23 protein-coding genes and 5 pseudogenes are annotated in these 23,307 nt (G+C 70.1%); 11 read left to right on the top strand and 17 right to left on the bottom strand.

Annotated elements, in window-relative coordinates; translation table 11 throughout:
• Window positions 1-154: 154 nt before the first annotated feature.
• Complete coding sequence (locus tag AB0M76_RS37620; RefSeq protein WP_365957224.1) at window positions 155-1,621, bottom strand: membrane-associated oxidoreductase; 1,467 nt, start codon at window positions 1,619-1,621, stop codon at window positions 155-157.
• A gap of 242 nt (window positions 1,622-1,863) precedes the next feature.
• Between AB0M76_RS37620 and AB0M76_RS37615 the strand changes: the two are divergent.
• From AB0M76_RS37615 to AB0M76_RS37605, 3 genes and pseudogenes are all read left to right on the top strand, one after another.
• Window positions 1,864-2,312, top strand: a pseudogene (locus AB0M76_RS37615) (hypothetical protein); the annotation flags it as partial.
• Window positions 2,261-2,752 (top strand): annotated as a pseudogene (locus tag AB0M76_RS37610) (zinc-binding dehydrogenase); the annotation flags it as partial. The pseudogenes AB0M76_RS37615 and AB0M76_RS37610, both read left to right, overlap by 52 nt.
• 1,058 nt (window positions 2,753-3,810) lie before the next feature.
• Entirely contained in the window at window positions 3,811-4,263 is a 453-nt protein-coding gene (locus tag AB0M76_RS37605) for a hypothetical protein (RefSeq protein ID WP_365957223.1), read from the top strand.
• Between the two features lie 443 nt (window positions 4,264-4,706).
• Here the strand turns inward: AB0M76_RS37605 and AB0M76_RS37600 are convergent, their stop codons facing one another.
• Entirely contained in the window at window positions 4,707-5,135 is a 429-nt protein-coding gene (locus tag AB0M76_RS37600; RefSeq protein ID WP_365957222.1) for an HAD-IA family hydrolase, read from the bottom strand.
• Window positions 5,136-5,296: 161 nt separating this feature from the next.
• On the opposite strand from AB0M76_RS37600, the gene AB0M76_RS37595 reads away from it, so the two are divergent.
• The gene (locus AB0M76_RS37595) at window positions 5,297-5,527 is read left to right on the top strand and encodes a hypothetical protein (RefSeq protein ID WP_365957221.1); all 231 of its coding nucleotides are present in this window, start codon (window positions 5,297-5,299) and stop codon (window positions 5,525-5,527) included.
• Between the two features lie 266 nt (window positions 5,528-5,793).
• Window positions 5,794-6,108 carry a hypothetical protein gene (locus AB0M76_RS37590; protein ID WP_365957220.1) on the top strand — a complete coding sequence of 105 codons (315 nt, stop codon included), beginning with the start codon at window positions 5,794-5,796 and terminating at the stop codon, window positions 6,106-6,108.
• A gap of 301 nt (window positions 6,109-6,409) precedes the next feature.
• On the opposite strand, the gene AB0M76_RS37585 is transcribed toward AB0M76_RS37590, so the two are convergent.
• The 3 genes from AB0M76_RS37585 to AB0M76_RS37575 all read right to left on the bottom strand — a co-directional run bounded on the left by AB0M76_RS37585 (window position 6,410) and on the right by AB0M76_RS37575 (window position 10,787).
• On the bottom strand, window positions 6,410-7,147 hold the full coding sequence (locus AB0M76_RS37585) for a pyridoxamine 5'-phosphate oxidase family protein (RefSeq protein WP_365957219.1): 738 nt from the start codon (window positions 7,145-7,147) through the stop codon (window positions 6,410-6,412).
• A gap of 36 nt (window positions 7,148-7,183) precedes the next feature.
• Window positions 7,184-8,389 (bottom strand): globin domain-containing protein, encoded by a 1,206-nt coding sequence (locus tag AB0M76_RS37580; protein ID WP_365957218.1) that lies wholly within the window; start codon window positions 8,387-8,389, stop codon window positions 7,184-7,186.
• A 967-nt stretch (window positions 8,390-9,356) separates the two neighbouring features.
• Window positions 9,357-10,787: an amidohydrolase family protein gene (locus AB0M76_RS37575; protein WP_365957217.1), complete on the bottom strand. Its 1,431-nt coding sequence runs from the start codon at window positions 10,785-10,787 to the stop codon at window positions 9,357-9,359.
• A 656-nt stretch (window positions 10,788-11,443) separates the two neighbouring features.
• Here AB0M76_RS37575 and AB0M76_RS37570 point away from each other — a divergent pair.
• Window positions 11,444-11,881 (top strand): SDR family NAD(P)-dependent oxidoreductase, encoded by a 438-nt coding sequence (locus tag AB0M76_RS37570; RefSeq protein WP_365957216.1) that lies wholly within the window; start codon window positions 11,444-11,446, stop codon window positions 11,879-11,881.
• Between the two features lie 91 nt (window positions 11,882-11,972).
• On the opposite strand, the gene AB0M76_RS37565 is transcribed toward AB0M76_RS37570, so the two are convergent.
• The gene (locus AB0M76_RS37565; RefSeq protein WP_365957215.1) at window positions 11,973-12,254 is read right to left on the bottom strand and encodes a DUF4235 domain-containing protein; all 282 of its coding nucleotides are present in this window, start codon (window positions 12,252-12,254) and stop codon (window positions 11,973-11,975) included.
• Window positions 12,255-12,911: 657 nt separating this feature from the next.
• Between AB0M76_RS37565 and AB0M76_RS37560 the strand changes: the two genes are divergently transcribed.
• The gene (locus tag AB0M76_RS37560) at window positions 12,912-13,244 is read left to right on the top strand and encodes a hypothetical protein (RefSeq protein WP_365957214.1); all 333 of its coding nucleotides are present in this window, start codon (window positions 12,912-12,914) and stop codon (window positions 13,242-13,244) included.
• 58 nt (window positions 13,245-13,302) lie between these two features.
• Here AB0M76_RS37560 and AB0M76_RS37555 read toward each other — a convergent pair whose 3' ends face one another.
• Complete coding sequence (locus AB0M76_RS37555; protein ID WP_365957213.1) at window positions 13,303-13,512, bottom strand: hypothetical protein; 210 nt, start codon at window positions 13,510-13,512, stop codon at window positions 13,303-13,305.
• 1,008 nt (window positions 13,513-14,520) lie between these two features.
• On the opposite strand from AB0M76_RS37555, the gene AB0M76_RS37550 reads away from it, so the two are divergent.
• Window positions 14,521-14,766 carry a DUF6213 family protein gene (locus tag AB0M76_RS37550; RefSeq protein ID WP_365957212.1) on the top strand — a complete coding sequence of 82 codons (246 nt, stop codon included), beginning with the start codon at window positions 14,521-14,523 and terminating at the stop codon, window positions 14,764-14,766.
• Between the two features lie 630 nt (window positions 14,767-15,396).
• Here the strand turns inward: AB0M76_RS37550 and AB0M76_RS37545 are convergent.
• Window positions 15,397-15,660 carry a hypothetical protein gene (locus tag AB0M76_RS37545; protein WP_365957211.1) on the bottom strand — a complete coding sequence of 88 codons (264 nt, stop codon included), beginning with the start codon at window positions 15,658-15,660 and terminating at the stop codon, window positions 15,397-15,399.
• Window positions 15,661-15,850: 190 nt separating this feature from the next.
• Here AB0M76_RS37545 and AB0M76_RS37540 point away from each other — a divergent pair, with 190 nt between their 5' ends.
• Window positions 15,851-16,264, top strand: a complete 414-nt coding sequence (locus AB0M76_RS37540; protein WP_365957210.1) for an ATP-binding protein — start codon at window positions 15,851-15,853, stop codon at window positions 16,262-16,264.
• A gap of 84 nt (window positions 16,265-16,348) precedes the next feature.
• Here the strand turns inward: AB0M76_RS37540 and AB0M76_RS37535 are convergent.
• The 5 genes and pseudogenes from AB0M76_RS37535 to AB0M76_RS37515 all read right to left on the bottom strand — a co-directional run.
• Window positions 16,349-16,670 (bottom strand): annotated as a pseudogene (locus AB0M76_RS37535) (FAD-binding protein); the annotation flags it as partial.
• A 192-nt stretch (window positions 16,671-16,862) separates the two neighbouring features.
• The gene (locus AB0M76_RS37530; RefSeq protein WP_365957209.1) at window positions 16,863-17,891 is read right to left on the bottom strand and encodes an iron-containing redox enzyme family protein; all 1,029 of its coding nucleotides are present in this window, start codon (window positions 17,889-17,891) and stop codon (window positions 16,863-16,865) included.
• Entirely contained in the window at window positions 17,891-18,148 is a 258-nt protein-coding gene (locus AB0M76_RS37525) for a CDGSH iron-sulfur domain-containing protein (RefSeq protein ID WP_365957208.1), read from the bottom strand. The genes AB0M76_RS37530 and AB0M76_RS37525 overlap by 1 nt, the downstream gene beginning before the upstream one ends.
• Before the next feature lie 356 nt (window positions 18,149-18,504).
• A complete protein-coding gene (locus tag AB0M76_RS37520; protein ID WP_365957207.1) occupies window positions 18,505-19,077 on the bottom strand; it encodes a hypothetical protein in 573 nt (190 codons plus the stop codon).
• A 106-nt stretch (window positions 19,078-19,183) separates the two neighbouring features.
• A pseudogene (locus tag AB0M76_RS37515) lies at window positions 19,184-19,691 on the bottom strand (hypothetical protein).
• 40 nt (window positions 19,692-19,731) lie between these two features.
• On the opposite strand from AB0M76_RS37515, the pseudogene AB0M76_RS37510 reads away from it, so the two are divergent.
• A pseudogene (locus AB0M76_RS37510) lies at window positions 19,732-20,070 on the top strand (hemerythrin domain-containing protein); the annotation flags it as partial.
• A 323-nt stretch (window positions 20,071-20,393) separates the two neighbouring features.
• Entirely contained in the window at window positions 20,394-20,555 is a 162-nt protein-coding gene (locus AB0M76_RS37505; protein ID WP_365957206.1) for a hypothetical protein, read from the top strand.
• A 4-nt stretch (window positions 20,556-20,559) separates the two neighbouring features.
• Here the strand turns inward: AB0M76_RS37505 and AB0M76_RS37500 are convergent, their stop codons facing one another.
• The 4 genes from AB0M76_RS37500 to AB0M76_RS37485 form a co-directional block, all read right to left on the bottom strand.
• Window positions 20,560-21,549: an NAD-dependent epimerase/dehydratase family protein gene (locus AB0M76_RS37500; protein ID WP_365957227.1), complete on the bottom strand. Its 990-nt coding sequence runs from the start codon at window positions 21,547-21,549 to the stop codon at window positions 20,560-20,562.
• Between the two features lie 106 nt (window positions 21,550-21,655).
• Window positions 21,656-22,336: an HAD family hydrolase gene (locus tag AB0M76_RS37495; protein WP_365957205.1), complete on the bottom strand. Its 681-nt coding sequence runs from the start codon at window positions 22,334-22,336 to the stop codon at window positions 21,656-21,658.
• Window positions 22,337-22,503: 167 nt separating this feature from the next.
• Window positions 22,504-22,746 (bottom strand): RHS repeat-associated core domain-containing protein, encoded by a 243-nt coding sequence (locus AB0M76_RS37490; protein ID WP_365957204.1) that lies wholly within the window; start codon window positions 22,744-22,746, stop codon window positions 22,504-22,506.
• Between the two features lie 188 nt (window positions 22,747-22,934).
• A complete protein-coding gene (locus AB0M76_RS37485) occupies window positions 22,935-23,252 on the bottom strand; it encodes an STAS domain-containing protein (protein ID WP_365957203.1) in 318 nt (105 codons plus the stop codon).
• Between the last annotated feature and the right edge of the window lie 55 nt (window positions 23,253-23,307).

The following is a 23,307-nucleotide window of genomic DNA, read 5'->3' as shown; positions in this document are numbered from 1 at the left end:
AGTTGCGCCCGCGTCATGAGTGACGATCTACCAGATCGCGTCACAGGGCACGGGCGAGTCGCACAAATTGATCACAACCGGATACACGCCCTAGTGCTGCAACGGTCTTTGGCGTGAGAGGCGTTCTGCGAGATCTCGCCGGTTCAAGAGCGGGTCATTGGCGGCTCACCGTACGGGTCACGCCCGCGACGATCGTCGTCGCCAGAATCCAGCCGGTGATGATCAGGGTGTACGACAACCACTGGTGCCAGCCGACAGGGGCGAATGCCGACTCCTGGCCGAAGCTGATGACCGGCAGGAGCAAGTCGAGGGTGTAGAAAACAGGGTTGAAGGCAGGCGCCTCGCCTGCCTTGACGGGGCGTGGGTGGTCCAGACCGTACGCGATCGACCCGATGGCCATGAGCGCCAGCAACCAGACGGCCGCGCGCAACGGGCGGAAGCCGTAGCCGACGGCGCCGTCCTGGAGGTACCCCCACAGCCGTCCGTACCAGGTGAGCGTGGTGCGTCGGCGGCGCTGCTTGGCAAGTTGGACGAGTCGGGCCGCGTCGTCGTCACCGACGTGGCGGTAGGCCGCTGTCAACTGCTCGTAGCCGTACGGCTCATACCGGTCGCCGTCCCGCTCCAGCATCGGAAGGCGCCTTTCGGCGGGCTCGTGTGGGGTGAGTACGGTGTAGGTGAGGTTGCTGATATACACCTGGTCCGGCAGCATCTTCGGTTCGAGGTTCATGATCTCTATTCGAGAACGCCGCAGATTCAGGGCGCCCTCGATGCGATCGCCGCCGAGAAGCCAGAGTTCACCGATGACACAGCTGCTGGCCCGCAGTGCCGTGTCGCCCGGATGCGACAGGTGGGCGTGGAGCAGGTCGAGACGGCCTGATATGCGCGAGCCCCGGAGCTCGACCCCGCCATGCGTACGTATGCGCCGCGCCCGCACATGGGCTCCCACGTTGAGGTTCTGTGCGTCCAGTGCGGTGCCATCGGGCTGGTTGAATTCGGCGTCCTGAACGTTGATCCGCCCGGCGATGGAGGCGCCGGTGAGTCGTACCTGTCCGTTCGCGCGCATCTCCGGCGCCCACAGGTCGGCACCGATCACGGCCTGGTTGAGCTGCAGCACCGGCTCGGAGTCGTCCGGCGCCATGAACTCCGCCTCCTCCATGAACAACGCCCCGGAGATCTGCGCCCCGCCGAGCCGCACCGGCCCCCGCATACGGCAGCCTGTCATCCGCAGCACCCCCTCGACCCTCAAGGTCTCCGCGGTCAGGCCCGGCAGAACCGACTTGCTCAGATTGAGCTGGCGCAGCTGGGCACCGTACAGGTCGGGAACGCCGTCGAATTGACAGTGGCTCAGCCGGATGGCGGCATCGATCGTGGCATGTTTCAGGTCCAGTACGCCGGTGATCCGCGCCCCCGTGATCTTGAGCGCGGCGATCTCTCCCTCCTCCTGCGGAGCCTTGATGAGCAGTGCCCGCAGCACACTCGCCCGCACGGTCCGCTGAGCGCCCCAGGCGTTGCCGAGCGCCGGATCCTCGTCCTCGGCGGCGCGAAAGTCCACGGACTCGCCTCGCGGAAAGGCCCGCCATATACGCGCTTCCGCCGCCGTCAGATCGTTGGTCTCGCTCATGCCGGGACTCTGACGTGCCGCGTTCGAGCTGTCACTTGCCGCACAGAGCACGCCATTTTGTTCGAATCTCCCGCCCCGCCCCGCCCGGCCAGCGCCGAGCCCGGCCCCCAATTTATCAACTGCGAGTTCATCACGATCTTCACCACCTCCCGAGCAGCGTCGAGGACCTCGCCGCGTCGTCCTCGATGCGTTCGTCCCCGACCTCCGCACGGGTCAGCCGTTCAGGCCCGGACTGCGCGGACTGCCCCGCCGAGACACCACTCGACGAGCTGATCCGCGTCCTCGGCAGCCGGTGGGCGGTCGAGGATGCTTCCAGACCGCGAAGCAGGAATGCGGTCTCGACGACTACAAGGTCCGCCGCTGTCCCGGCTGGCACCGCCACATCACCCTCGCCGTGGTCGCCCACGCATGCCTCACCGTTCTGCGGGCCCGAGCATTCGACACTGGGAAAGCAGAAACGGATCCCCCCAGCTCATCCCCCTCGCCCTCCTCGAATCCGACGCCTGATCACCCGTCTCACCCACCGGCAGCCGGCACCCATCGAGCACGTCCTGAACTGGTCACACCGCGAGTACCTGAGACGGTGGGGAATCCGCCACACCATCCCGGAGAAGCGCGACAGTCAGGAAGGAGCTCGGCGCCGGACAGGTCATCGCCAGCACCCGCTCGGCCAACGAGCGCGACCTATTGAAACGGGCCGGCGCCGACACCGTCGTGGTGACCGACGCACAGGACCTGATCCAGACGGAACTGGACACCACCGGCGGCGACGGCGCCGACGTGACCGTGGACCACGTCGGAGGCCAGGCCTTCGCCGGCTACCTACCCGTTACCCGCACCGGCGGCACCGTGGTCAACATCGGCCGCCTCAACCAAGCAGCCTGCACCATCGACCTCAACGCCCTCTCCTACCGCCGCCTCCGCCTCGCCGGGGTCTCCTTCGGCTTCACCACGCCCGCCGAACTCGGCACCGCCATCGCCACGGCCGACGAGCGGCTGCTGCCCGCCGTCGGCGACGGCCGCATCCACCCCCTGATCGACACGACCCTGTCCTTCGACACCGGCGACGAGGCCGCCGAACGGCTCCGTTCCCACCAGGCCCACGGAAAGATCATCCTCAACGTTCCCTGAGACCGGGAGCGCACAGGCCGCCAATCGGCCCCGCACCACCACGGAACCTGCACGCGCCACCACACCTGACCGCAGTGTCCCGCGCAGGTTCCATAACGTTGAAGGTCGGAAGCGAAGATCTGTAATTGCCGCATCATCCCTGTCCAGCAGCAGCCCAGACCGCATCTCGGACTCTGCTGCGAGCAGCCCCAAGTTCTCCAGCGCACAACGAACAGCTACCAACCCTGTCCATAACTTCTGCTCCAGGGCCAGGCCGCCCGCCAGGACGCCGGAGCCGGGGACGGACTCGGCGCCCTGGGCGAGCATCGGCTCGAAGGGAGGAGGAGTCAGGACCACTCGGGGGGTTGGCCTCCTTCACCGCCGCTCCGGGCCTGGCCCCCCGGCGTCACCGGCCGGGCGCGGTCCGGCGCGCCGGATGCGGCCAGAAGGCCCCGCGACGTCAGGCTGCGGGGTGGGCCAGCTTCTGCTGTGACTCCAGGAGCCGGGCGCGGCACTCCTGGCAAAGGGGGTTCCCGCCGACCCCATACCGACAACATGTTCGATCCGCACGGTCCGGACTGGGACGGGGCCCAGGTCGCGACTGCGGGGCGTGGAGTGGGGTTGCTCATGAGCGGATTCTCGGCGGCCGCACTGAAGTGAACCGCTTCGCCGACCTGGCATTCCCGCCGACACACAGCAGCACACGGAAGCCACAAGCAGTCACCAGACCGCGCTCCGGTACCTGGGTAGCAGGGGGCCCGGAAGGGGTGCAATACGACGGCGTAACGCGCTCGCGCAACAGCGCGTTGCACGCGGGCCGGATCGCGGTTGCACCGGAAGACGGGGTCCGCGTCGGTGGACAGGCCGCTGGTCAAGTCGTCCGCCGAGCCCGGCCCGCAAAGAGCCGGGCATAGAATACGGCACCTGGGCGGCGTTGTCAAGTCCCGACTTTTCGGGCCAGGACCCCGACCCCTGACCCGGGGCGTAATGGAGACACGGACGACGGCACGAACGCGGACCCACCGCCCGCCTCGTCCGACCCCCCGACCCCCGGACCCGCCCGTAAGGAACCCCTTCTCATGGCCATCACCAGGACCCGACGCCTCGTCCCCCTCATGATCGTCACCACCCTCGCAGCCGGAGGCCTCTCCCTCACCGCCACCTCCGCCATCGCCGCCACCGCCACCACCACCACCGCCGCCGCCGCCGCCGCCGCCGCCACCACCAACGTCACCACCGACGGCGGTCAGGGTGGTAAGGGTGGCAATGGCAGCTGGACCGGCAGCAACCTCATCGACATCTGGAGCAAGGTCGACCCCGGCAAGTTCGGCAAGATCGGCACGGACAACGCCACCGGAGGCGACACCCAGCCGCCCACCAGCGGCAACAACGATGCCGCTGGCGGCGACACACAGCCCCCCACCGGCGGCGCCGGAGGTACAGACGGAAGCAGCAGCGGAAACGACACCGGCCCCAACATGGACCCCTGGTACGAATACACCGACCCCAACCCCGGCCCCGTCGTCAACTGACCACAGCGAAGACTGCCACCCCCCTAAAGCACCTCGGCACGTGGCTGAAGGAACGCCCCGAGGCCGGCTGTCGGACCTGCCGTGCAGGACGGCTGGACCACCGGCTGCAGAGGACACCGGAGGGCATGCAGCACCTGCCCGGGCCCAGCGGGATGCGGAGCGAGCGTCCCGCTCTCAGTTCCTCGGTCAGAACCTCATACCGGCTCAGTCGGGAGGTTCCGGCACCGTCGGCCGCTCGGTGGTAGAGGGCTGCTCCGGGGGCGGGTTGGCCGGGGGCGGCTTGTCTCCGGGGCCGGCGGGGTGCGGATCGCGGGGGACCGGATCCGGTCCTTCCGGAGTGGGCCCAGGGCCCTCGGGTTCCGGCTGGTTGGATCGTTCCATGTGGCTCACCTCGTGGTACTGGTCATTCTCGTACGCACTGCGCCTACCCGGCAGGTCATCGCTCAAGCGGTGTGGTTCGGCGGTCTGTCCCTGTCCGCGAACGGACTGCTGTCGATGTGCGCGAGCAGGTCGGCGGGGCGCCGGTAGACGGCTCGAGCGCCAGCCTTTTCGAGGCACGCCGCGGGATGCCACCGCAGAGCAGGCCCACGCACACGCGCATCGGCCCGGAAACCTGCCTGCATGTCCCAGACGGCGTCGCCGACGAGTACGGCGCCATGCGCGGGTGCGTCGGCGAGGCCGAGGGCGTGGTGCACCGGATCCGGTGCGGGCTTGCCCTCGCTCACGTCGTCGGAGCTCGCCGTCGCGGTGATTGCGTCGTCGGCGGCGGCCCGTCTGAGCGCGTCGAGCTCGGCGTCCTTCGCGGAGGTCACGAGCACGACCCGCCAACCCCGTCGGTCCAGCTCGCGCAGCAGATCCGCTGCCGAGTCCAACGGGGGCAGCCGGTCAAAGTACTGCCGTAGAGGGTGCTGTGCGCGGCGCACAGTTCACGACCGAGATCGACGGCCAGAACATCCACTTCCTGCACGTCCGTTCGGATAAATAATCCGGCCGCCGTCCCGCTGCTTCTGCTGCATGACTGGCCTGCTCGTTCGTGCAGTTCATCGAGGTCATCCGACCGCTGGCGCAGGACTTCCACGTCATCGTGACCTCCACGCCCGGCACCGGATTCTCCGGTCCGCTCGGCGAGGCCGGCTGGAATACCGGCCGCATCGCGGGTGCCTTCGTCGAGCTGATGGGCCGACTCGGCTGCGACGCGTACGGGGTCCAGGGGACGCGTGACGGGGCATGGATCGCCACTGAGATGGGGGCGCCAGGCGCCTGACCGGATCGTCGGTGTCCACGTCAACGGTCTGGTCACCTTTTCCTCCGGGGACCCAGCCGAATCCGACGGTCCGACCGGGCCCGAGCAGGAGCGACTGGCCCGGCTGGAGGACTTCCAGCAGATCAAGATGGGCTTCCACGCCACCCAGTCCACCCGCCCTCAGACCGTCGCCTACGGGCTGCACGACTCGCCGGTCGGCCAGCTGGCCTGGATCGCCGAGAAGTTCAAGGAGTGGACGGCCCCGCCGCTGAGCCCCCGAGGACGCCGTGGGCCGCGACCGCCTGCTGACCAACATCAGCGTCTACTGGTTCAGCGGGACGGCCGGCTCCTCGGCGAACCTCTACTACGAAGCGGGCCACGACCCGAGCACCTGGGCCCCGAAGGCGCGCGGCATCGTTCCGACCGGCGTGGCAGTCGTCCTGGACACCGACGTCGCCATCCGCCGCTTCGCCGAGCGAGACCACAACGTCACCCACTGGAGCGAGCTGGAGCACGGTGGCAACTTCCTCACAGTGGAGCAGCCGAAGGCGTTCGTCACCGACGTCCGCACCTTCTTCGCGTCCCTCCGCGCCTCGAACTGAGCAGCCTGGAGCAGGGCCTCACCGCCCAGTCGGCCGCACTGCCGGGGGGAGGCGCTTGCGGACCGCTGCGACGCAAGGCGGAAGCAAGCTCAGCCTCGCCGACGGCGCTGAAACCCCTCGAAGCTCAGCACGCCCGTTCCGGGGTCCCAAGGCGGGAGCTCGCCCGTCCAGGACGAGGCCCGCCCGGCGGCTACCGGGCACACCCGGACTCGGGACCTCTGATGGGGCCCGAGCCCCGGCCTCCCGGCACCGCCTGCCATTTCTACCGCTCCGGCCGCGGCCTGTTGGGGCAGGTCGCCCCCTATCGGCTCTGCTGGTCCGGGGACACGCTGGTAGCCAAGGACACCTTGCCCGCGAGTCGGCCCTGACCTGCCCGTACCCCGGCCGGGGGGCGGGGCGGGAATCGCTCGGGTCGGCTGGTCGGCCGCGCGTCTGAGGCAGGCCCCTCACCGTCGCTGGTGAAGTAGTCCGAGTCCCTGGGGCGGGCTGTTTCGTTACTCGCAGGGCGGGGGGCGGGTTCGAGGTGGGGTATGTACTTGGAGCAGTGGATGTAAGCCTCCTCGACGGTGAGATGGACCCACATCTGCGGACTGCGCCCGGGCGCCGCATCGGTGGGCAGGGCGGGGTGGGCGGGACGTAGGTCCGCATCGCGGTAGAGGCGGGCCACTCCGTTGACGTGAAGCCCCACGTGGTGATGGGTGAAGTCCACGAAGAGCATGCCGAGGTGAGGATTCTCGGTCATGTTCCCGGTGCTGGCGAGCACGCCGTTCCCTCGGAACTCGGGGTAGGCGAGCGTGTGGTCGTCGATCACGTACACAAATCCCGGTGGCCCTGCCCGAAAGCTGGCGTCGCATTCCCCATGGGAGTCGGCGGTGGCCAGGAAGACCATGGCCTGGCGGCCGATGAAATCTCGCATCTCGGGTGTGAGGTGGGGCCGGACCTGTCGGTCGTAGAAGCGGGCGGCACGGTCGGCGGTACCCAACTGCTGCTGCAACTGGTGTTCACCTGCTGAACCGAAAGGCTGCGGAAGCGAGGTCACGAGATTCTCCTGGCAGGGCGGACAGAGGGACGCGGCTCAGGGTGCGGAGAGGACGGGAGTCTCGAAGGGGTCGTGGTGGATGCGGTCGGGCATCGTGCCGGCCAGGGTCAGGGTCTCGCTGGCGGAGATGACCATCGCAGCGGGGCCGCTGAGAAAGACGTCGTGGTGGTACCACGGCCCGTACTCGGAGAGTACGTCCGGCAGGGACCCCCGGATTCCGGGGATGTACTCGTGGGAGACCGCACCTCGGATGGTGAGCCAGTGGTGCCGCTGAGCCATCCTGAGCATGTCGTCGACTCCGTACAGCTCGGCACCGGTGCGGGCGCCGAGGAACAGCTCCACTCGATGGCGTTCCCCTCGGCGCGCTACCTCCTCGATGAGCGCGCGGATCGGGGCGAGACCGGTGCCGCCGGCCACGCAGAGCAGGTCCTCGTGGACGGTCGCGTCCAGGACCATGTCTCCCATCGGTGGCCCCAGCCGCAGTACGTGTCCCACCGCGGCCTGGTGCACCAGTGCGTCGCTGACCGAGCCGCCGGGTACGGCTCGCACGTGAAAGGTGAGGGTGCCGTCCTCACGAGGCGCGTTGGCGACGGAGTAGTAGCGCCACAGCTTCGGCCACCAAGGGGTCTCGAGGCTCGCGTACTGTCCGGCGGTGTATTCGTACGGTTCGTGGGGGCGTACGGTGATTTCGGCGATGCCGTGTCCGCGCGAGACCCGGTGCACCACGGTGGCCGGCCACACGGCAGGCCGTACCGCCTCGTCCTGCTCGGCCGCCCTGATCATGACTTGGGCGATGACGCCGTACGCCTTCGCCCAGGCGGCGGCAATGTCCACGGTCCACGCGTGGCCAGCGTAGCGGGCCAGAGCGGCGAGGAGGCACTCGCCGACGGCCGGGAAATGCGCGGCAAGTGTGCCGAACTTGCGATGATCGCGGCCGAGGTGTCCGCAGAAGCGGACCAGGCTCTCCGGGTCGTCGACCAGGTCCACGATGCGCAACAGCGCGCGAAGGAGGCGACCGCGCTGGGCGTCCATCCCTGGCGGGAACATCGGACGGACCTCAGGGTAGCGGGCGAACAGGATCGCGTAGAAGTAGACCGTCATGTCCTCCGCGAGGGGGGCGACCACCGATGCGGAAGCCCTGATGAGGGCTGTCTCGTGATCCGACAGGGGTGCGTCGGCGGTCTCGGGCTGCACGGCCCGTACGGCCGGGGCGGGCGCCGGGCCCTCCGGAGACGGGCGCACAGGTGTGCTCGGACGACTGATCCGGAACCTCAAGGGGCCAGCGCTCCCCCATCCGCTGCACGTGATGACCTTCGTCGGGCATTGCAGGGGAGCACCTCTCTCCAGGGGCCTCGCCCTCGGGGTGCGCCGAGGTGCGCACCTGCGCTGGACGTCCCCCCGACGAAAGTGGCAGGGGCGTCGAACGGAGCGAACATGAATCCTCATTGGGCTGCTGAGACGAAGAAGCGGACGAAATACTTCCGGATGCGTCATGATCCTCAACGAGGTTGGCGGCCTGGGGAAGGGGTGCAATCACACCAGAACGCGTGAGAGGACTTGTCGTATCACCCACCGGGCGTCGTCCGGGCCGGTCGATGCGGTCCCACAGCGACCTACCGTCCGCCACTCGCTACTGCACCACTCCATTCCCCCTCCACTACGCGAGAATCTCCTCGCTCCGACGATGCCCGAGCCATGGGCTCCGTGGCAGGAGAACCGGCACATCAGACCGGCCGGGAGCACGGCAGGCTGCGGCCCAAGCGTGGCGGGGGGACACGTTCACCGGATTGCGGATGAACCGGTTCGCGAAGCTGCTCCGGGTGGTGCGGGAGCGGGGCTCAAGGGGAGAGGAACCGATTCCGTGCGCAGCGCCCCTCCTCGGGACATGCAGACATGCGCCGGTCGCCGGGATACCGGCGAAGGCTAGGGTCGCGGGCATGGCGAAGATCAACATGGTGACGATCGCAACGGCAGCCGCGCTCACGCTCGTGGGCGCCCTCCGTTCCCGTATCCGCCGCTGCGGTACGGACGGACCATCGCCCGGTCTTCCGCTACGCCGCCCGCATTGCACGCCCGGTCCGTGGCGGACCGGGCGTGCAGCGGGCGTGACAGCCGCGACAGCCACTACGGCATGCGGGCGGCCTGGGGTCACGGGCGGGCGTCCACCAGCAGGCCCGCCTTCTCCTCGCCGAGGACGTCCTTCTCCGGCCTATCCGGCGGCGCGCAGACGGGTGGCCGCTGCTTCGGCCTCCCGTACGACACGCTTCGTGTCGATGTCGACGAGCCGGCCGCCGAACTTCAGCGCTCGACCTTCCACGAACACGGCGTCGATGTTCTCGGGCCGCCCGTTGAAGACGATCTGGCCGACCCAGTCGAAGCGCGGTGCAAAGTTCAGTGCGGCGGGATCGACGACGACGAGGTCGGCTCGCTTGCCGGGGGTCAGGGAGCCCACTCGGTCGGCGATGCCGATGGCCTCGGCGCCGCCCAGCGTGGCCATCCGCAGGACGTCCTGCACCTGCGGGAAGACCCCGGCGTCCGTCGTGTGGGCGCGTTGCAGGCCGATGGCCGTCTTCATCAGCGCGTGGAAGTCCGAGCTGTCGTTGGTGCCGCCGTCCAGCCCGAGCCCGACCTTGACGCCCCGCCGGCTGAGATCGGACAGCCGCATGACGCCGGAGGCCAGCCGCATGTTGCTCAACGGGCAGTGGACCGCACGCACATCGTGGTCGGCGACGGCCGCGACCTCGTCGTCGGTCAGGTGGATCGCGTGGTTGATCAGGAGCCTCGGACCCAGCGCGCCGATGTCTCTGAGGACCCCAATGGGGTCGTCGGCCCGTTGCTCGGGGCGTTCCAGAACATGGGAGTTGAGCATGACTCCCATGTCCTGGGCGGCCTCCCAGTGTGCACGGTTGAGGTCTTGGACGGCCCGCGCCGCATGCGTGGCGACCTGGAAGCAACCGAGTGGAACCGGGTCGACCAGTTCCGTCTTCACCTTCGTGACCAGCGTCGCGTCGGGGTGGGGCGGGAACATCGCGTAGGTGAAGCGCACCCCGGTGCCGGCCAGGGCCCTCACGTAGCTCTCGATGAGGTCGTACGAGAAGATGTCCACCCAGTCTACGAGCGTGGTCACGCCCGACTGCACGGCGTCGAGGGCCGCGAGGCGCACGAAGCTGTGGAGCGCCGCGGGTGTCAGCCGGCCGCGCTGGGGGGCGGTACATCGCTCGAACCAGCCGAACAGGTCGCCGTCGGTACAGCCTCCGCGGATCACCGCCTGCCAGAGGTGGGTGTGGGTGTCGACGAAGCCCGGCATGATCAGCTTGCCCGAGGCGTCCACCACCCAGGCGCCGGGAGGCGTCGGGAGGGCCGTGCCGATGGCTGCGATGATGCCGTTCCGCATCAGCACGTCGGCGTTCTCCACCGAGCCGAGGAGCCCGCTGCCTAAGGCCGGGTCCATGGTGAGCACCAGATCGGCCCCCCGGAGCAGGACCGTCCGGCCGACCGGGACGGGCTGGTGGGCGGGGCTGCTGCGAGGTGCGGAACGGGCGGCGACGCCGAGGAGGAGCGGCGTGGCGGCAGCCACACCGAGGCCGGTGAGGAGATCGCGGCGGCTGGGGGCCGACGGCGGGGTGGGGGCTGACTGCATGGCGTGTTACCTCCCGAGAGCTGAGAACGGAAGGCCCGCCCGGACGACGCGGTGACGGAGCGTCGAGCAGAAGCGGGAGACTACACGCAGCATGCCCAGCGAACAGCCTTTCGATAGCGCCTTCGGAAAACATTTTCCATTTTCCGCTCCGGCGGATCCTGCTGGCGGGCTCGCCGACCGGCGAATCTCTGAACCGGTGCGCGATCGATCCGAAGTCCTCGGCCCGCTGGGCGACTTCCCCTTCGAAGAACGCCGTCAGCGTCCCGTCGGTGAGCACCCTCTGCCGGGGCTCGATGAACGCATCGAGGCCGTTGCGCCGGCGGCCGCACCGCTCCGGCGCGCGCCGACCGCGGTCGGCGCGCGTCCCGCCGCCGCTGTAGATCTCATGCACCAACCTGAGCGGGCCAGAACGGGCCGGTTGGCCCTCGGGAGCGGCCCAAGAGGCGCAACGCTGATGGCGGCATGCCCGTATTCTCCGGGTATTCCCGTACCTTGCCGACACGGACGCGAGATCAATGGCCGAGGGTTCCCGCACGCCGACGACGGCGTCCATCAGCGGTGCACCGCACCTCGTGGCCAAGATGTGTGCGGGACAGGCGCCCGCGACCGGAGCTCTGGTGATGCGTACCCTGCCTCGGCGGGGGTAGTCGCCCCGCATGAACAGTTCGCGTCCTTTGGCCGTCGTCACCGGCGCCTCGAGCGGAATCGGCCTCGAGCTGGCCCGGGAATTCGCCGCACAGGGCCACGATCTCGTCCTCACCGCCGAGGACGACGGTATCCATGAGGCGGCCCTCCAACTACGGTTCCACAGGACCCGGATCCGGGCCGTGCGGGCAGATCTGGCCACCTACGACGGAGCCGAGTCCCTGATTCATGAAGTGCGCGCCGAGCACCGGCCAGTGAGTGCCGTGGTCCTCAATGCCGGTATCGGCCAGGGTGGCGCCTTCCTGGAGACGGACCTCGCCGACCTGGCCCGGGTGATCGACCTCAACATCAGCTCGACCGTCCACCTGGCCCGCCGGCTGCTCCCGGACATGGCCACCCAGGGCGGCGCCCTCGCGAGCGTCTCCGCGCGAGAACGTGGGCAACGCTGACGGGCGGCCGAGGCCATCCTGACGGCACCGCACTACCCCGAGCCGCGGTCCGCCGTAAGGCAGCCTGGATCACCCGTCCGGACGGGTCCAGTCACACCGCGGACCGCAGCAAGGGCCAGGTGCCCGACAAGCGCCGGACGGCGACGGCCCCGGATCTCTCTACAGCGGCTTTGGCCAAGGCGAAAATCGCCCCCTGGATGGCGGCCGCGATCAGTATCTCGCGCCAGTTCCGCTCCTCGTCCGCGGCGTTCGGGGCATCTTCCTCGTGGCCGGCGAGTTTCCAGACCTGCTTGAAGAGCGCCCCGGCCAGCAGGCCGGCCCCGGCCCCGAGTGCCAGCCCGACCGGCTTGTAGACGATTTTCGATGGCTTCATCACGGACCTCCACGGCGACGGACCACCACGACCACCCCGACCAGCAAGACCGCCCCGGCCAGGAGGAGAAACTCCAGATCGCGGGCGACGGCGTCGGTGTCTCCGGCTTTCGCCCTCACCATCGCGGGGACCGCATCCTGTGCGAGCCGTCCAGCGTCGGCGGCCGTCCGGCGAACCCAGGTGGCGGTTTCTCTCGCTTTTACACCGACCCGTACGGCGTCCTCGGCCGCACGATGTCGGCGCGTCTCATGCGGGTGCGTGTGTGCAGAGTCCCGCCTCATGGACGTCATCTCTCTTCCTGCAGGGTCGCCGGGTTCCCCTCACCGCGCGTCTGCCCATCCGCCGCGGATGTACTCCGCGGACACCTGCGTGACAAGGTGCAAGCGGACGCAGCTCGGTTCCTCAACGCTTGCGCGCCCAGGAACCGCACCTTGCAGATCTTCTCGCCTGCCGGGGCCCACAAGGTCATTGGCCGTTCTGGCGCCGCCCGTAAGCCGCCGAATCGCCCAGCGCCGGGAGCCGTGAGGAGCTTGCGCACGGCCTTCTCGCGCCACTCCCAGAGTCGTCGTCGGCCTCACCCTGCGCCCGTCCACCGTCTCCATGATTTCCGAACCCGGACGCCAGCAGGTGCACGCCCGAGCCCGCGGAGAAATCGACATGGAGAACGCCGCAGTCCTGCGTAGAGACCTCACCGCGGCCCTGAAGGCCAGCGGCGCCGGCCTCGACGTCGACCCCTCCGCCGTCACCTTCCGCGGCACTTCAGGGTGGAACCTGCTGCCGGACCTGAACAAGACCTCCTCCTGGACCGGCAAGCATTTCGTTCTGACCGCCCTCATCCGTCCCGTTGCCGACTGCTCGAGATCACCGGCACATGTTCACCGTCCGCGATCAGCCCACCATGTCGGTGCCGGCTGCCCTCGCCCGCTCGAGGGCGGCCCGCGCGTTGCGCCGTGCCAGGCGCACGCACATGACAGGACCCGGCCGGGGTGATGGTGACTACGGTCCCGGCCGGGTCCTGCGTGCATGGGCGTGACGGCCGGCCCGCGGTTCAGAGCTCTTCGCCGCGCGTCTCGTCCTCTTCGCGCTCGCGCCGCATCTCGCCCTGACCGCGCCGCCTGAGTTCTTCGGGGCTCTTACCCCGCGCTCCCTCCTGGCCGGGGCCGGGGTGGACGGGGTCCTGACCGGGGTCCTGACCGGGGCGGCGCATGCGCTCCTGCTCCTCGCGGCCCTTACCCGGCTCCTGGCGCTTGTCCTGCATACCGCCCTAAGACGCGTGGCTGAGGAATTCCTCCCTCTCACGGTGACACCTTCGGTTACGTTCCGCACAACTTGCGTCACCGAATGTGTTGGGAGGCCGATATCGGGGACGGCTTACGCTGTGGACCCGGCGTGTTTCGCTCGTTCGTCCCTGGGCCGGCTCGGCTCGGTCGGCCATCAGTGCGCCGGCCGGCACGCGTCTTGCCCGGTAGTGAGTCCGGCCGCGCCGTAGCGAGTGGCTGAGCGGCTTACCGCGGCCAGTCATCCTCTTCGTAGGCGCTGTCGGGCCGGTCCGTCTTGTCCCGCCCGAGCACGTGGGTGATCCGGGTCCTGCCTTCGTTGGCCCTGCTCACCCGATCCGCGTCCGCGGGCCGCTGTGCCCCGGTGCCCGTGCGGGAGGCAACCCCGGGCTTTCGTCCGTGCTCGTCCGCAGTGCCGCCTTCGTGCTGCATCCGAGGCCGCCGTACCGCCGGCCTGTCGTCGTTCTCCCTTGCGTCGCTCGCGCCACCCATGTGCGCACCTCCTCCGTGCCCGCCCGTTGAGCTGTACGGTCTGCGCAACCCCCTTGCGTCATGTGCTGGGTCCGGTGCCGCTGATGTCGGCCGGGGCCGAGGCCGGGTCGGGTCGTGGTCCTGGGCAAGGTCGCCGAGGGAGCCGATGCCGACCGTGCAGCCGGGTTCGACGACCGGCAGGCGGCGCGTGCAGTGCCGCCGCCCGCCGGAAGCAACCGCGCGTTCACCTGGCGACTGCCCACCTTCCACAGGTCAAACCACGGAGCAGGCCGCACCGGACGTGATGCGTATCCGACGACCACACCGACGTGCGAAGGCGGTCAGTCTGCCCAGGAGCGACTTCCGGACCTCGCATCGCACGCCCCGGCTCAGGCCCTGGCAGCGGAGCGGAGCCGACCGGCCGCGGACGCGATCGATCGGTTGGACCCGTGGCAACCGGGTAGCCCTTCCAGGAGGGGCGACCATCGGGTCCGCACCCTGGAGAGGAGGAGCGGTTCATGCACTCGTTTGCCCTACCGCTGATCCCCACCGAGGAAGGCGGACTACTCATCCCGGCCGAACAGGTAACGGCCCTGTTGCGGGGCGTGGCTGCTGACTGGGCTACCGCGGCGGAGCGCGGCTCCCCGGAAGCCGACGCCGAGGCCCAGACGGTGCTGGCGATGACGGAGGCCCTCACCCAGCTCGCCGACCAGATCGACGCGGAGTGCATCGCATGCGCCTCACGGCTGGAACCGGGTTACTGAGGCGCGGAGCCGGCGCGCCCCCTGCCGAGTCCATCCGCTGGGTCACCGCCGCCGCAGGGTGGGCGGCCAGGAGCACGGCGCCGCGTCTACCTGCCCAGGTTGCGCCGCAGCCGGCGCCGGCGTCGAAGGTCGACTGCGACCCCGACATGCCCACGCCCCGCGCTCCTGCTGCGGCCGGCGACGTACGGCCGCGGGGACTCCCGCCGGGCAGCGGTCGCTCATCATGTTGGCTGCCCCGCCGGGCTCCCGCCCGTGGCACGGCGGCCACAGGTCATCCGAGGAGGCGCAGCACCGCCGTCTCGATCGCGGCGTCGCAGCAGTGCTCTGACCACCTCGCAGGCCGCGGGATCCACGAGTGCACGGGCTGTTCCTGCCCCGACTTGCCCGGTAGCGGAAACAGACCTCGCCGCGGCCGCACTCCGCGTGCTGCCGCAGCAACGTGGCCAGCCCGTACGCCTGGTGGTCTCTTCGGTACGCCTCGCCGCCGACCCGGAAGAAGCCGTGGTCGAGCAGGCTGCTGGCAGCTCAGGCGAGAAGCCGGTCCCTGCCCAGCCCGCGGGCGGCAAGATCCCGTCCGATGCCCCGCCGCAGCCGCGGCAGTCTCTTCGCGACGTCCGAAACGTGCTCGCGCTACTTCCTGTCGTTCCCGGAGCGCTCGTGGTAAAGGTACTGCCGCCGACCGGCCGCATCCGCGCCCATGGCCTGGATGTGGCTGCCCGGCCACGGGCAGATCCATACGTCGGCCCACGCGCGGGGAATCACCAGTGACCGCAGCCGTGCGCGCTCGGCCGGATCGCTGACGGGCTGCCGCCCCGTCCGATCCAGGTACCGGACCCGGCCGTGGCGCACCCGGGAGTACCCGGGACGATCGGGCCGGCTCGTGCGCAGCCGCATGACCCTCCTGGCCGTGCTCGCTCACCACCTGCCCGCTCCACCGCCGGATAGTCCACGTCGGCCGGGGGCGACTGCAGGGGGCGGTTCGCGATCTAGGGGGCAGGGGCCCGGCACGGCTGTGTATGAGTTCGCCCATGCCGGGCAGGCGTCTTCACACGAGAAAGAGAGAACGCCTCACTCGGAGCCTGTGATGACTCCCTCCTGCCAGAACCCACAACGGCACCTCGAGCTACCGTTCGACATCAGCGCCGCCCGCCGTGCCCGCCAGGCGACCATCCGGTTCCTGCACAGCGCCAGAGACCATGGGCTACCGGTCCGCCCGGCGGCTGCGGACGCCGCTGTCCTGATCGTGACCGAGCTCGTCACCAACGCCGTCCGGCACACCGACGGTCCGTGCAGCCTCGACCTCGTCCTGCACGAGGGGCTGCTCGACATCGACGTCACCGACACCAGCTCCGCCCCGCCCGAGCCCCGGCCGGCCCACCTCAACGGCACAGGTGGCTGGGGCTGGATCCTTGTCCGCCACATGGCCTGCGATGTCAGCGTCATGCCCACGTCCACCGGCGGAAAGTGCGTGCATACCTGCATAGCCGTCGCGGGGTGACACGAACCGGCGACCGTCCGCCGGGTTGATGGTGCCGCCGAGGTGCGACGGCGACGCCGACCTCGTCGTCGTCGAGCACGATGCCGGCTCGACCACAGCCGTCTGGACACCGGGGTCGACCGACAGGAGACAGTGGCAATATCGTCCGGTCGATGACGACCGCCGCGTTGGTGCACTGGCCGCCCAGACTCGTTACGCCCCCTCGGGACAGCACCGGCGCTCCGAACTGCGCACACACGGCGACCGCGTCGGCACCGTCCTCCACGCCCCGGCGCACCACGACCCCGATCGGAACCTGCCGGTAGTTCGAGCCATCGGTCGAGTAGGCACCCCGGCTCCCCGCGTCGAAGCGCACTTCCCCACGCACACGACTGCGCAGTGGCTCCTCCAACCCACCCGCATCCACTGCTGCCTCGGCATACGTCACGACACCGTGCCTCCGTGCCTCGTCCAGCGCGACACGAGGTGTCAGTGTCCAACGGCCCGCTTGCGCGTGACCGAACTGCAGGGAGGCAGCGCCTGCGCCGGCCTCGCCTCTCTGCTCACGAGAATCGCTCGGCGGTGCGCTGCGCCTGCCCGGTCTGCCCCACATCAAGACTCACGCCCCAGGCAGGGGCGTACGCAGCGCGCTGTGCCCTTGCTCCCAGGCCTCGCGGATGTGGTTCGCGAGGCGGTCCTCCAGGAGAATGGTCGCCGCACACCCGAACGCGACGTCCTCCTCCGAGTCCGGGTCGTCGGCGAGCAGGCCACCGATGACCTCGTGGCGCACGACCTGCTCGTGGACGGCGTCAGCCTCGACGTGCTCGGCGTAGAAGTGCTCGGCGGCGCGACCGGCTCCGCAGCGCCGCATTGCCTTCGCCAGGCGCCTCGACCCGGGCGACGAGGTGACCTCGACGCACGCGAAGTGTCCGACGAGCGCGCCGCGCAGCGCCCGGTGCAGCGCGAAAAGGGACATCAGGTTCACGGTCGCGAGGAGAGGCGCCGGGGCGTGGTCCAGGTAGCGGCCGTACGTGGGATCCAGCTCGAGGTCGGCCATGAGGTCCGCGAAGAGCTGCGCGTGGATGCGGTCGGCGCGGCCGGCGCCGAACTCGTCGTACTCGATGGCCACCATGGCGGCTTTTGCACGGCCGGTGAGACGGGGTATCACCCAGGCGTGGGGGTCCGCCTCCTTCAGGTGGTAGAGGGAGCGCAGGGCCGCGTACTCGCGCAACTGCCAGAGCCGGCCCTCGGTTTCAAGGTAGTGGCTGAGGCTGCCGGAGAGGTCGACGGGCTCGACGAGCAGCGGGGCGAAGACGTCCTCGATCGATCGGTGGGCGCCGGAAAGTTCGGTACGCAGGGCGTGCAGGAACCGGGCTTCCATGGCCTGGCGCAGCCGCAGCAGGTCCGGGTCCCATTCCCGTTCGTCGTCCACGCCGTCGAAGCCGCGGTAGTGCAGCTCGTACAGCAGGTAGAGGGCGAGCTGGAGGTCCTCGCCCCACGGGTCGGCCCTCAGTACGGACCCCGGGGTGCAGTCCGGTGGGCTGTCCGATCGCAGGGCCTCGGTCACGGCCCGGGACAGCTCCCCACGCCCATCGACGAGGCGGGGGCCGGCAGCGGTCGACGTCGCGGTCCGGCTGGGAAGGGCCATCACGGATTCCTGTCCTCGGGCGGTGGGTCGGCCCGCTCGCGCCGACGGTGGCTGGTGTCGCACCAGGGAGGGGTACGGGTGCGGCGACAGGTGCAGATCGCGACCACGAAGCGTTCGGACCGGGCGACCGTTCCGTCGTCCAGAACGATCTCGACCGGACCCTCGACCAGGACCGGACCCTGCGGGACCACGGACACCCGGCGGGCGTGCGCCGCTGCGCAGGCCCGGCGGCGGCTGCTGTCAGAAGTATCGGGCACGGATCACCACCAGCTCTTCACGCTCCTCGGCTTCGGCCGCCAGGCCCCTCCGCTCCAGCAGGCCCGTCGCGAAGGCAGGACGGATCCCCACGGCACGGAGGCCCTGGCCGTCACTTCTGCGGCCAGACGCATTCCGGTCAGCCGGTCGACGCTCTGCCGGGCCCCGCACATTTCTGAGTGCACCGGGTCAGGACGCATGAGCACCTGGGCGAGCAGACGCGTGTCCGCCTGTGGCCGGTAGACGCCCGGCAGGGCGAGCAGGCCGTCAGGCAGTGCGCCCAGAGGAGTACCGGACATCGCGCACCTCCGCTCGGCGATTGAATGTGGCCCGTGCCGGCCCTGATCTGCAAGGCGTTTCAGAAGGCGCCACGGGGCAGGGAACGGACCTTTGCGGGGCCGGCCGTCCTGGCGGGGCCGGCGTGGCCGGGCACGAAGGCCCGTGCGGCGCACCGTATGCGCAGCTCTTCGAGCACCTCGCCCTGTTCCTCCGCCCGCGCCAGAAGCCACGCGAGCTGCGAGGTGTCGATGCGGCCGTCGTTTTCCGCAAGGGTGCGCAAGGTGAGCCAGCAGGACCGCTTGCCCTGCACGCCCAGCCGCATGGCCTCGAGTTCGAGGACGTCGCTGAGCGGGGAACGGAAGAACAGGCGTCCGTTGAGCTTGAGCCGTCCCGCCTTCTCCCCCAGCCAGCCCAGAGCAGCCCTGGAGCGGCGTTCGGACACGTCCAGGCTGCGCATGATCTCCTTCAGGGATTCGCGGTCCTGGGCGACCTCCCGCGCCAGGCGCTCCAGCTGGGGGCCGAAGGGCCTGCCGTGGTGGCTCTTGGCTGCCCGGTTCAGGAGCTCTACTCCGGTGCTGGAACCCGCCAGGTGGTCGTTGAGGTAGAGACCGAGCAGGTATTGGGCATCGTCGTGTGCCGATGGCGTGCGCATGACCGCACCTCCTGTGGGTCGGGTACCGGGAGGTTCCTCCCCCTGCGGCTACCCCCGCCCCGCCGTCCCACTCACGCGCGCCGCCCACCCCGTCGGGGCGGCTGAGTCAGCCCGTCGGCGCGGTGCCGGCAGCGGGCAGCCGCTGCACGAGCTCCGGGCGGTGCAGTTCGGCGACCGGGGCGAGGAGGTCCGGGTGTCGCAGCAGTACGGCCGCGTGGCGGTCGTACTCCCCGGGTTCGGTCGGGCGGCGGAATCCCGCCGCCATGGCACCGGTGTTCGGTCGACGCCAGGGCTTGCGCTGCGTACGCGGCAAGGGTCGGGGTGCTGCTCAGCAGGCAGGCCGCCCAGCTGGCGACGACCTCGTCGACCCAGGTGCGCCAGGCGTTCTCGGGCGCATCCCCACCCGGGGCCGCGGTGGCCGCGTCCGCTCCGGTGATCCAGTCGAGCCGGTCCGAGCCGCCCGGTCCCGAGAGCGCGACGAGCTGCGCGTCGAGGTCCGTCGGATAGCGCAGCCACGCCGCGACCGTGACGGCCTGCTGTGCCTGTGCTTCCGCCAGAGCGCGCTGGAATGCGCCGCCGGAGGGGTAGGCACGGTCCCATGACGGCCCCCTCAATCGGTGGTTGCGCCTTCTCGGTCCGCAGGATGCCGGGCCGTCGCGGAGGGAGCCGGCGGACCACGCCACCGCCGAGCAGACCATGAAGGACCCGGAGGGCTGCGACGCCGACGATCCTCGGTTCGACGCGCTGATGGGCAAACTCATCACCGTCATCCGGGAGCGCCTGACCGACGAGGAGAACGACTTGTTCCCCCGGCTCCGCGCCGCCTGCCCGCCCGAGGCTCGCCGAGCTCGGCGACGAGGTGCGCACCGCCAAGAAGACCGCGCCGACCCGTCCGCCCCCGACGAGCCGCCGGCCAACAAGCTCCTCGCGCCCGGAATGGGCCTCGCCGGCCGCCTCCGCGGCATGATGAGCGGCCGCGGCAAGGACTCCTGAACCCGACGGACCGGATCAGGCTTCCGTCTCCGTCACTGGGTTCGCTTCGCGTCCTGAGGCTCTCGCCGCCCATTGTCCGGCGGTACGTGGACGTCCAGGACGCACACGCCGTCACGGCGCGCGGGACGCAGGGCGGACACAAGCTCGGCCAGCGGCTCGGGGTGATCCCCGCCCATGGGCGGGGGCGGCGGTCTCCGCGAGCCGGTCGAGTCCCCCGTCTGTGTCCTCGCCCGACACCTTCATGAGCTGGTCTCGCGTGAACGCGTGTCGGACGCCCGTGCGGAAACGATCCGGAGGAGCACATCTCGGCCCTACGGAAGTACGTGGGAGCCGGCTTCGACGAGGCGTACGTCGGCCAGATCGGCCCCGCCAACGAGGGCTTCTTCGCCCAGTACCGCGACAAGATCCTTCCCGCGCTGACCGGCTGCCGGGCCCCGCAACGTGGCCGGGGACCGTCGCCCCTTCGTGACGGCTCGGGCTCGTGACAGCTCAGGCCGCCAAGGGCGCCGTGGCCATTCCGGCACCTTCACGCAGGCCGGCGAGGAATTCCTCGACGGCCTCGACGGATGTGTGCCGGGGCTCCCACTCGAGTACCTCGCGGGCTCGGGAGGAATCCATCAGGGGCAACCGCAGCACCGCGTCGAAGAGGTCGGGGGACGCCGGCACGAAGTGCAGGTGCCATGCGGTGGCGAGCGCCGCCCGTACCGGAGCCGTCGGCATGCGCAGGGGCCGTGCGTCGAGGATGGCCGCCAGGACCGGGGCGTCGAGGGGTGGTTCGGAGGCGAGGTTGAAGGCCCCGTGGACGGGGCGGACGGCCGCCGCCACGTACGCGGCCGCGGCATCGTCGGTGTGCAGGGCCTGGAAGCGCAGGCCCTGCAGGTCGGGCACGGCGGGGATCAGGCCGGGCCGGACGAGTCGGCCCGGGAGCAGCCGTCCGGCGAAGATGCGGCGCTGCTCGGACGCGGCCTCCCTCTTGAACAGGAATCCGGGACGCATCCGCACCACCCGGACGCCGGGGTGGGTCCTCTCGAAGATGTCGAGAAGTCGTTCGACGTACGCCTTCTCCCGGCAGTACGCGGCTTGCGGCCAGCCGTGCGTGGGCCAGGACTCGTCGACCCTGCGGTCCTTTGGACCAGGCGAGTACGCGCCGACCGAAGAGGCCTGGATGAGGGCGGGTACGCCTGCGGCGACGACTGCGTCGAAGACGCGGATGCTCCCGAGGACGTTGGTCCGCCACGTCTCGGCGGGATCGCGCGCGGGCTGGAACTTCCAGGCCAGGTGGATCACGGCGTCGGCACCAACGAAGTACGGGGCGAGTTCGCCTCCGCCGGGCTCGATGTCCACGGAACGCCAGTCGGTCTTGTCGGGCCGCCAGGCGGGGAGCCTGCGGGCCAGACCCAGGACGGACCCCACGGAGGGGTCGGCCGCCAGGGCCCGCACCACGCTCGTTCCCACGTTGCCGGTGGCACCTACGACCACGATGCGGGGGCGAGGGACGGGGCGGGAGCTGGCGCCGGAGCTGGAGCTCTCCGAGCTGCGCTCGGCGCGTGGGATCTGCGTCATCGGGCGGAATCCTTTCCGGGGATCACCGGTCCGCGCCCTGCGGCGCGTCGGCGAAGGGGCTGCGGTCCAGCCGGACGAGCAGATCGGCCGGGTCGCCGTATACCGCACGGGCTCCGGCCTCCTCGAGGTCGTGCCGGGGGATCCCGCCGCAGAGCAGGCCCACGCACGTGACCCCGGGCCGGGCGGCGGCCTTCATGTCCCATACGGTGTCGCCGACGAACACGGCGCGGTGCGCGGGCGCATCGGCGAGTTCGAGGGCGTGGTGGACGGGGTCGGGCGCCGGCTTGCCCTCCTCCACGTCGTCGGAGCTCGCGGTGGCGGTAGGGGCGTCGTCGGCGTCGATGGCCCGCCTGAGAGCCTTCGGCTCGCCACTTCCCGCGGAGGTGACGAGGACGACCCGCCAGCCCCTCCGGTCGAGCAGGCCCAGTAGTTCGTCCGCCGAGTCGAGCCGGGGCAGCCGGTCGAAGAAGGTGCCGTAGAGGGTCTCGTGCGCGGCGCTGAGCGCGTCGTCCTCGCTGCGGTCGCGGCCGTCGCCGAGCAAACGGGCGAGCAGGTCCTCCCCCGGCAGGCCGAGCGCCCGATGGATGGCGTGCACGGACACGTCGTGGCCGGCCTGTCGAAAAGCCTCCCACCAGGACGTGACGTGCAGGTGATTGGTGTCGGTGAGGGTGCCATCGACGTCGAACAGCGCGGCGCGGTTCATACGCCGCCTCCTCGGCTCGAGAGGATCGGAGATCCGGATCCCGGCGGGGAGCCGGATCTCGTATGAACGTCAGCGGGGACCCGGTGCGGGCCGTGGCAACGGCGCAGCCGCTGCGGGATGTGTCGGATGTGTCATACGCCGCGCCTACCCGCCTCACTCCGCGGCACTCACGGCGCTCTCCGGACGTTCCACTGCTGGGGGTCGCCCGCGTCGATGATGGGGTCAGGGCTGATGAAGCGGCCCGTGGCGGGGTCGTATTCGCGGGCGCCGAGGAGAGTGAAGCCGGTGGCCTTCTCCTTGGTGCCGCCGACGAAGCCCTTGTCGCCGGCCCAGGCGCCGGGGGCGGGCTGGGTGCCGCTTAGCGGTGGGCCCGGGTCGATGAGAGGGGTACCGCTCCGCAGCCCCGTCAAGCGAGGCTGGTGACGTTGAGAAGGTCACCGCCGCTGTCACCGAGGCGCGCGAGAAGCTCGACAAGGCTGTCATCCACAACAACGCCGCTGCCAACAGAAACCGGCGCTGGCCCAGAAGGTCTTCGACCTCACCGGATGAAACCGTAGCGGATTCCCGCCGGCCCCATATCGGCACCATGTTCAATGGCCTATCTATCGGTCAGTGCCAACAGCCGCAGCATCTGGTGGCTGGGCGCGGCCAGCCGCAGGACATGCCCCGAGTCCTCCGCTTGGCAGCGGGCGACCAGGAGAGCACCCAGGCCCGCCGAGTCGCAGAAGGACGAGTTCCTCAGGTCGACGTCGATGACGGCGCCACGCGGAGCCCGTGAGACGGCTTGGAACAAGGCGGTTCGCAGTTCGTCCGCGTGATCGAGGTCCATGTCGCCCCTCACGGCCACCAGGCAGGCTTCGGGGGCGGGGTCAGCGGACCCTGTTTCCGGGTCGTCGTCCTTGAGTTCGGCGGTCATGACGCACCTCCTCGTGCAGGAGGCGCCTGCCCGTTCGTCGGGGCCGTATGCGCGT

Source organism: Streptomyces sp. NPDC051364 (genome assembly GCF_040682115.1).
In the GTDB taxonomy this organism is placed as follows: domain Bacteria; phylum Actinomycetota; class Actinomycetes; order Streptomycetales; family Streptomycetaceae; genus Streptomyces.
The sequence above is the reverse complement of the archived record's forward strand: the minus strand, read 5'-3'. Positions and strand labels throughout refer to the sequence as shown.

Bases quoted from the DNA above. Each gene is read 5' to 3' on its own strand.
- AB0M76_RS37545 (WP_365957211.1), bottom strand. From the start codon at position 15,660: ATGCGGCTGCGCACGAGCCGGCCCGATCGTCCCGGGTACTCCCGGGTG.
- AB0M76_RS37550 (WP_365957212.1), top strand. From the start codon at position 14,521: ATGCACTCGTTTGCCCTACCGCTGATCCCCACCGAGGAAGGCGGACTA.
- AB0M76_RS37540 (WP_365957210.1), top strand. From the start codon at position 15,851: ATGACTCCCTCCTGCCAGAACCCACAACGGCACCTCGAGCTACCGTTC.
- AB0M76_RS37530 (WP_365957209.1), bottom strand. From the start codon at position 17,891: ATGGCCCTTCCCAGCCGGACCGCGACGTCGACCGCTGCCGGCCCCCGC.
- AB0M76_RS37565 (WP_365957215.1), bottom strand. From the start codon at position 12,254: ATGAAGCCATCGAAAATCGTCTACAAGCCGGTCGGGCTGGCACTCGGG.
- AB0M76_RS37495 (WP_365957205.1), bottom strand. From the start codon at position 22,336: ATGAACCGCGCCGCGCTGTTCGACGTCGATGGCACCCTCACCGACACC.
- AB0M76_RS37555 (WP_365957213.1), bottom strand. From the start codon at position 13,512: ATGCAGGACAAGCGCCAGGAGCCGGGTAAGGGCCGCGAGGAGCAGGAG.
- AB0M76_RS37620 (WP_365957224.1), bottom strand. From the start codon at position 1,621: ATGAGCGAGACCAACGATCTGACGGCGGCGGAAGCGCGTATATGGCGG.
- AB0M76_RS37560 (WP_365957214.1), top strand. From the start codon at position 12,912: ATGGAGAACGCCGCAGTCCTGCGTAGAGACCTCACCGCGGCCCTGAAG.
- AB0M76_RS37575 (WP_365957217.1), bottom strand. From the start codon at position 10,787: ATGCAGTCAGCCCCCACCCCGCCGTCGGCCCCCAGCCGCCGCGATCTC.
- AB0M76_RS37570 (WP_365957216.1), top strand. From the start codon at position 11,444: ATGAACAGTTCGCGTCCTTTGGCCGTCGTCACCGGCGCCTCGAGCGGA.
- AB0M76_RS37605 (WP_365957223.1), top strand. From the start codon at position 3,811: ATGGCCATCACCAGGACCCGACGCCTCGTCCCCCTCATGATCGTCACC.
- AB0M76_RS37520 (WP_365957207.1), bottom strand. From the start codon at position 19,077: ATGCGCACGCCATCGGCACACGACGATGCCCAATACCTGCTCGGTCTC.
- AB0M76_RS37485 (WP_365957203.1), bottom strand. From the start codon at position 23,252: ATGACCGCCGAACTCAAGGACGACGACCCGGAAACAGGGTCCGCTGAC.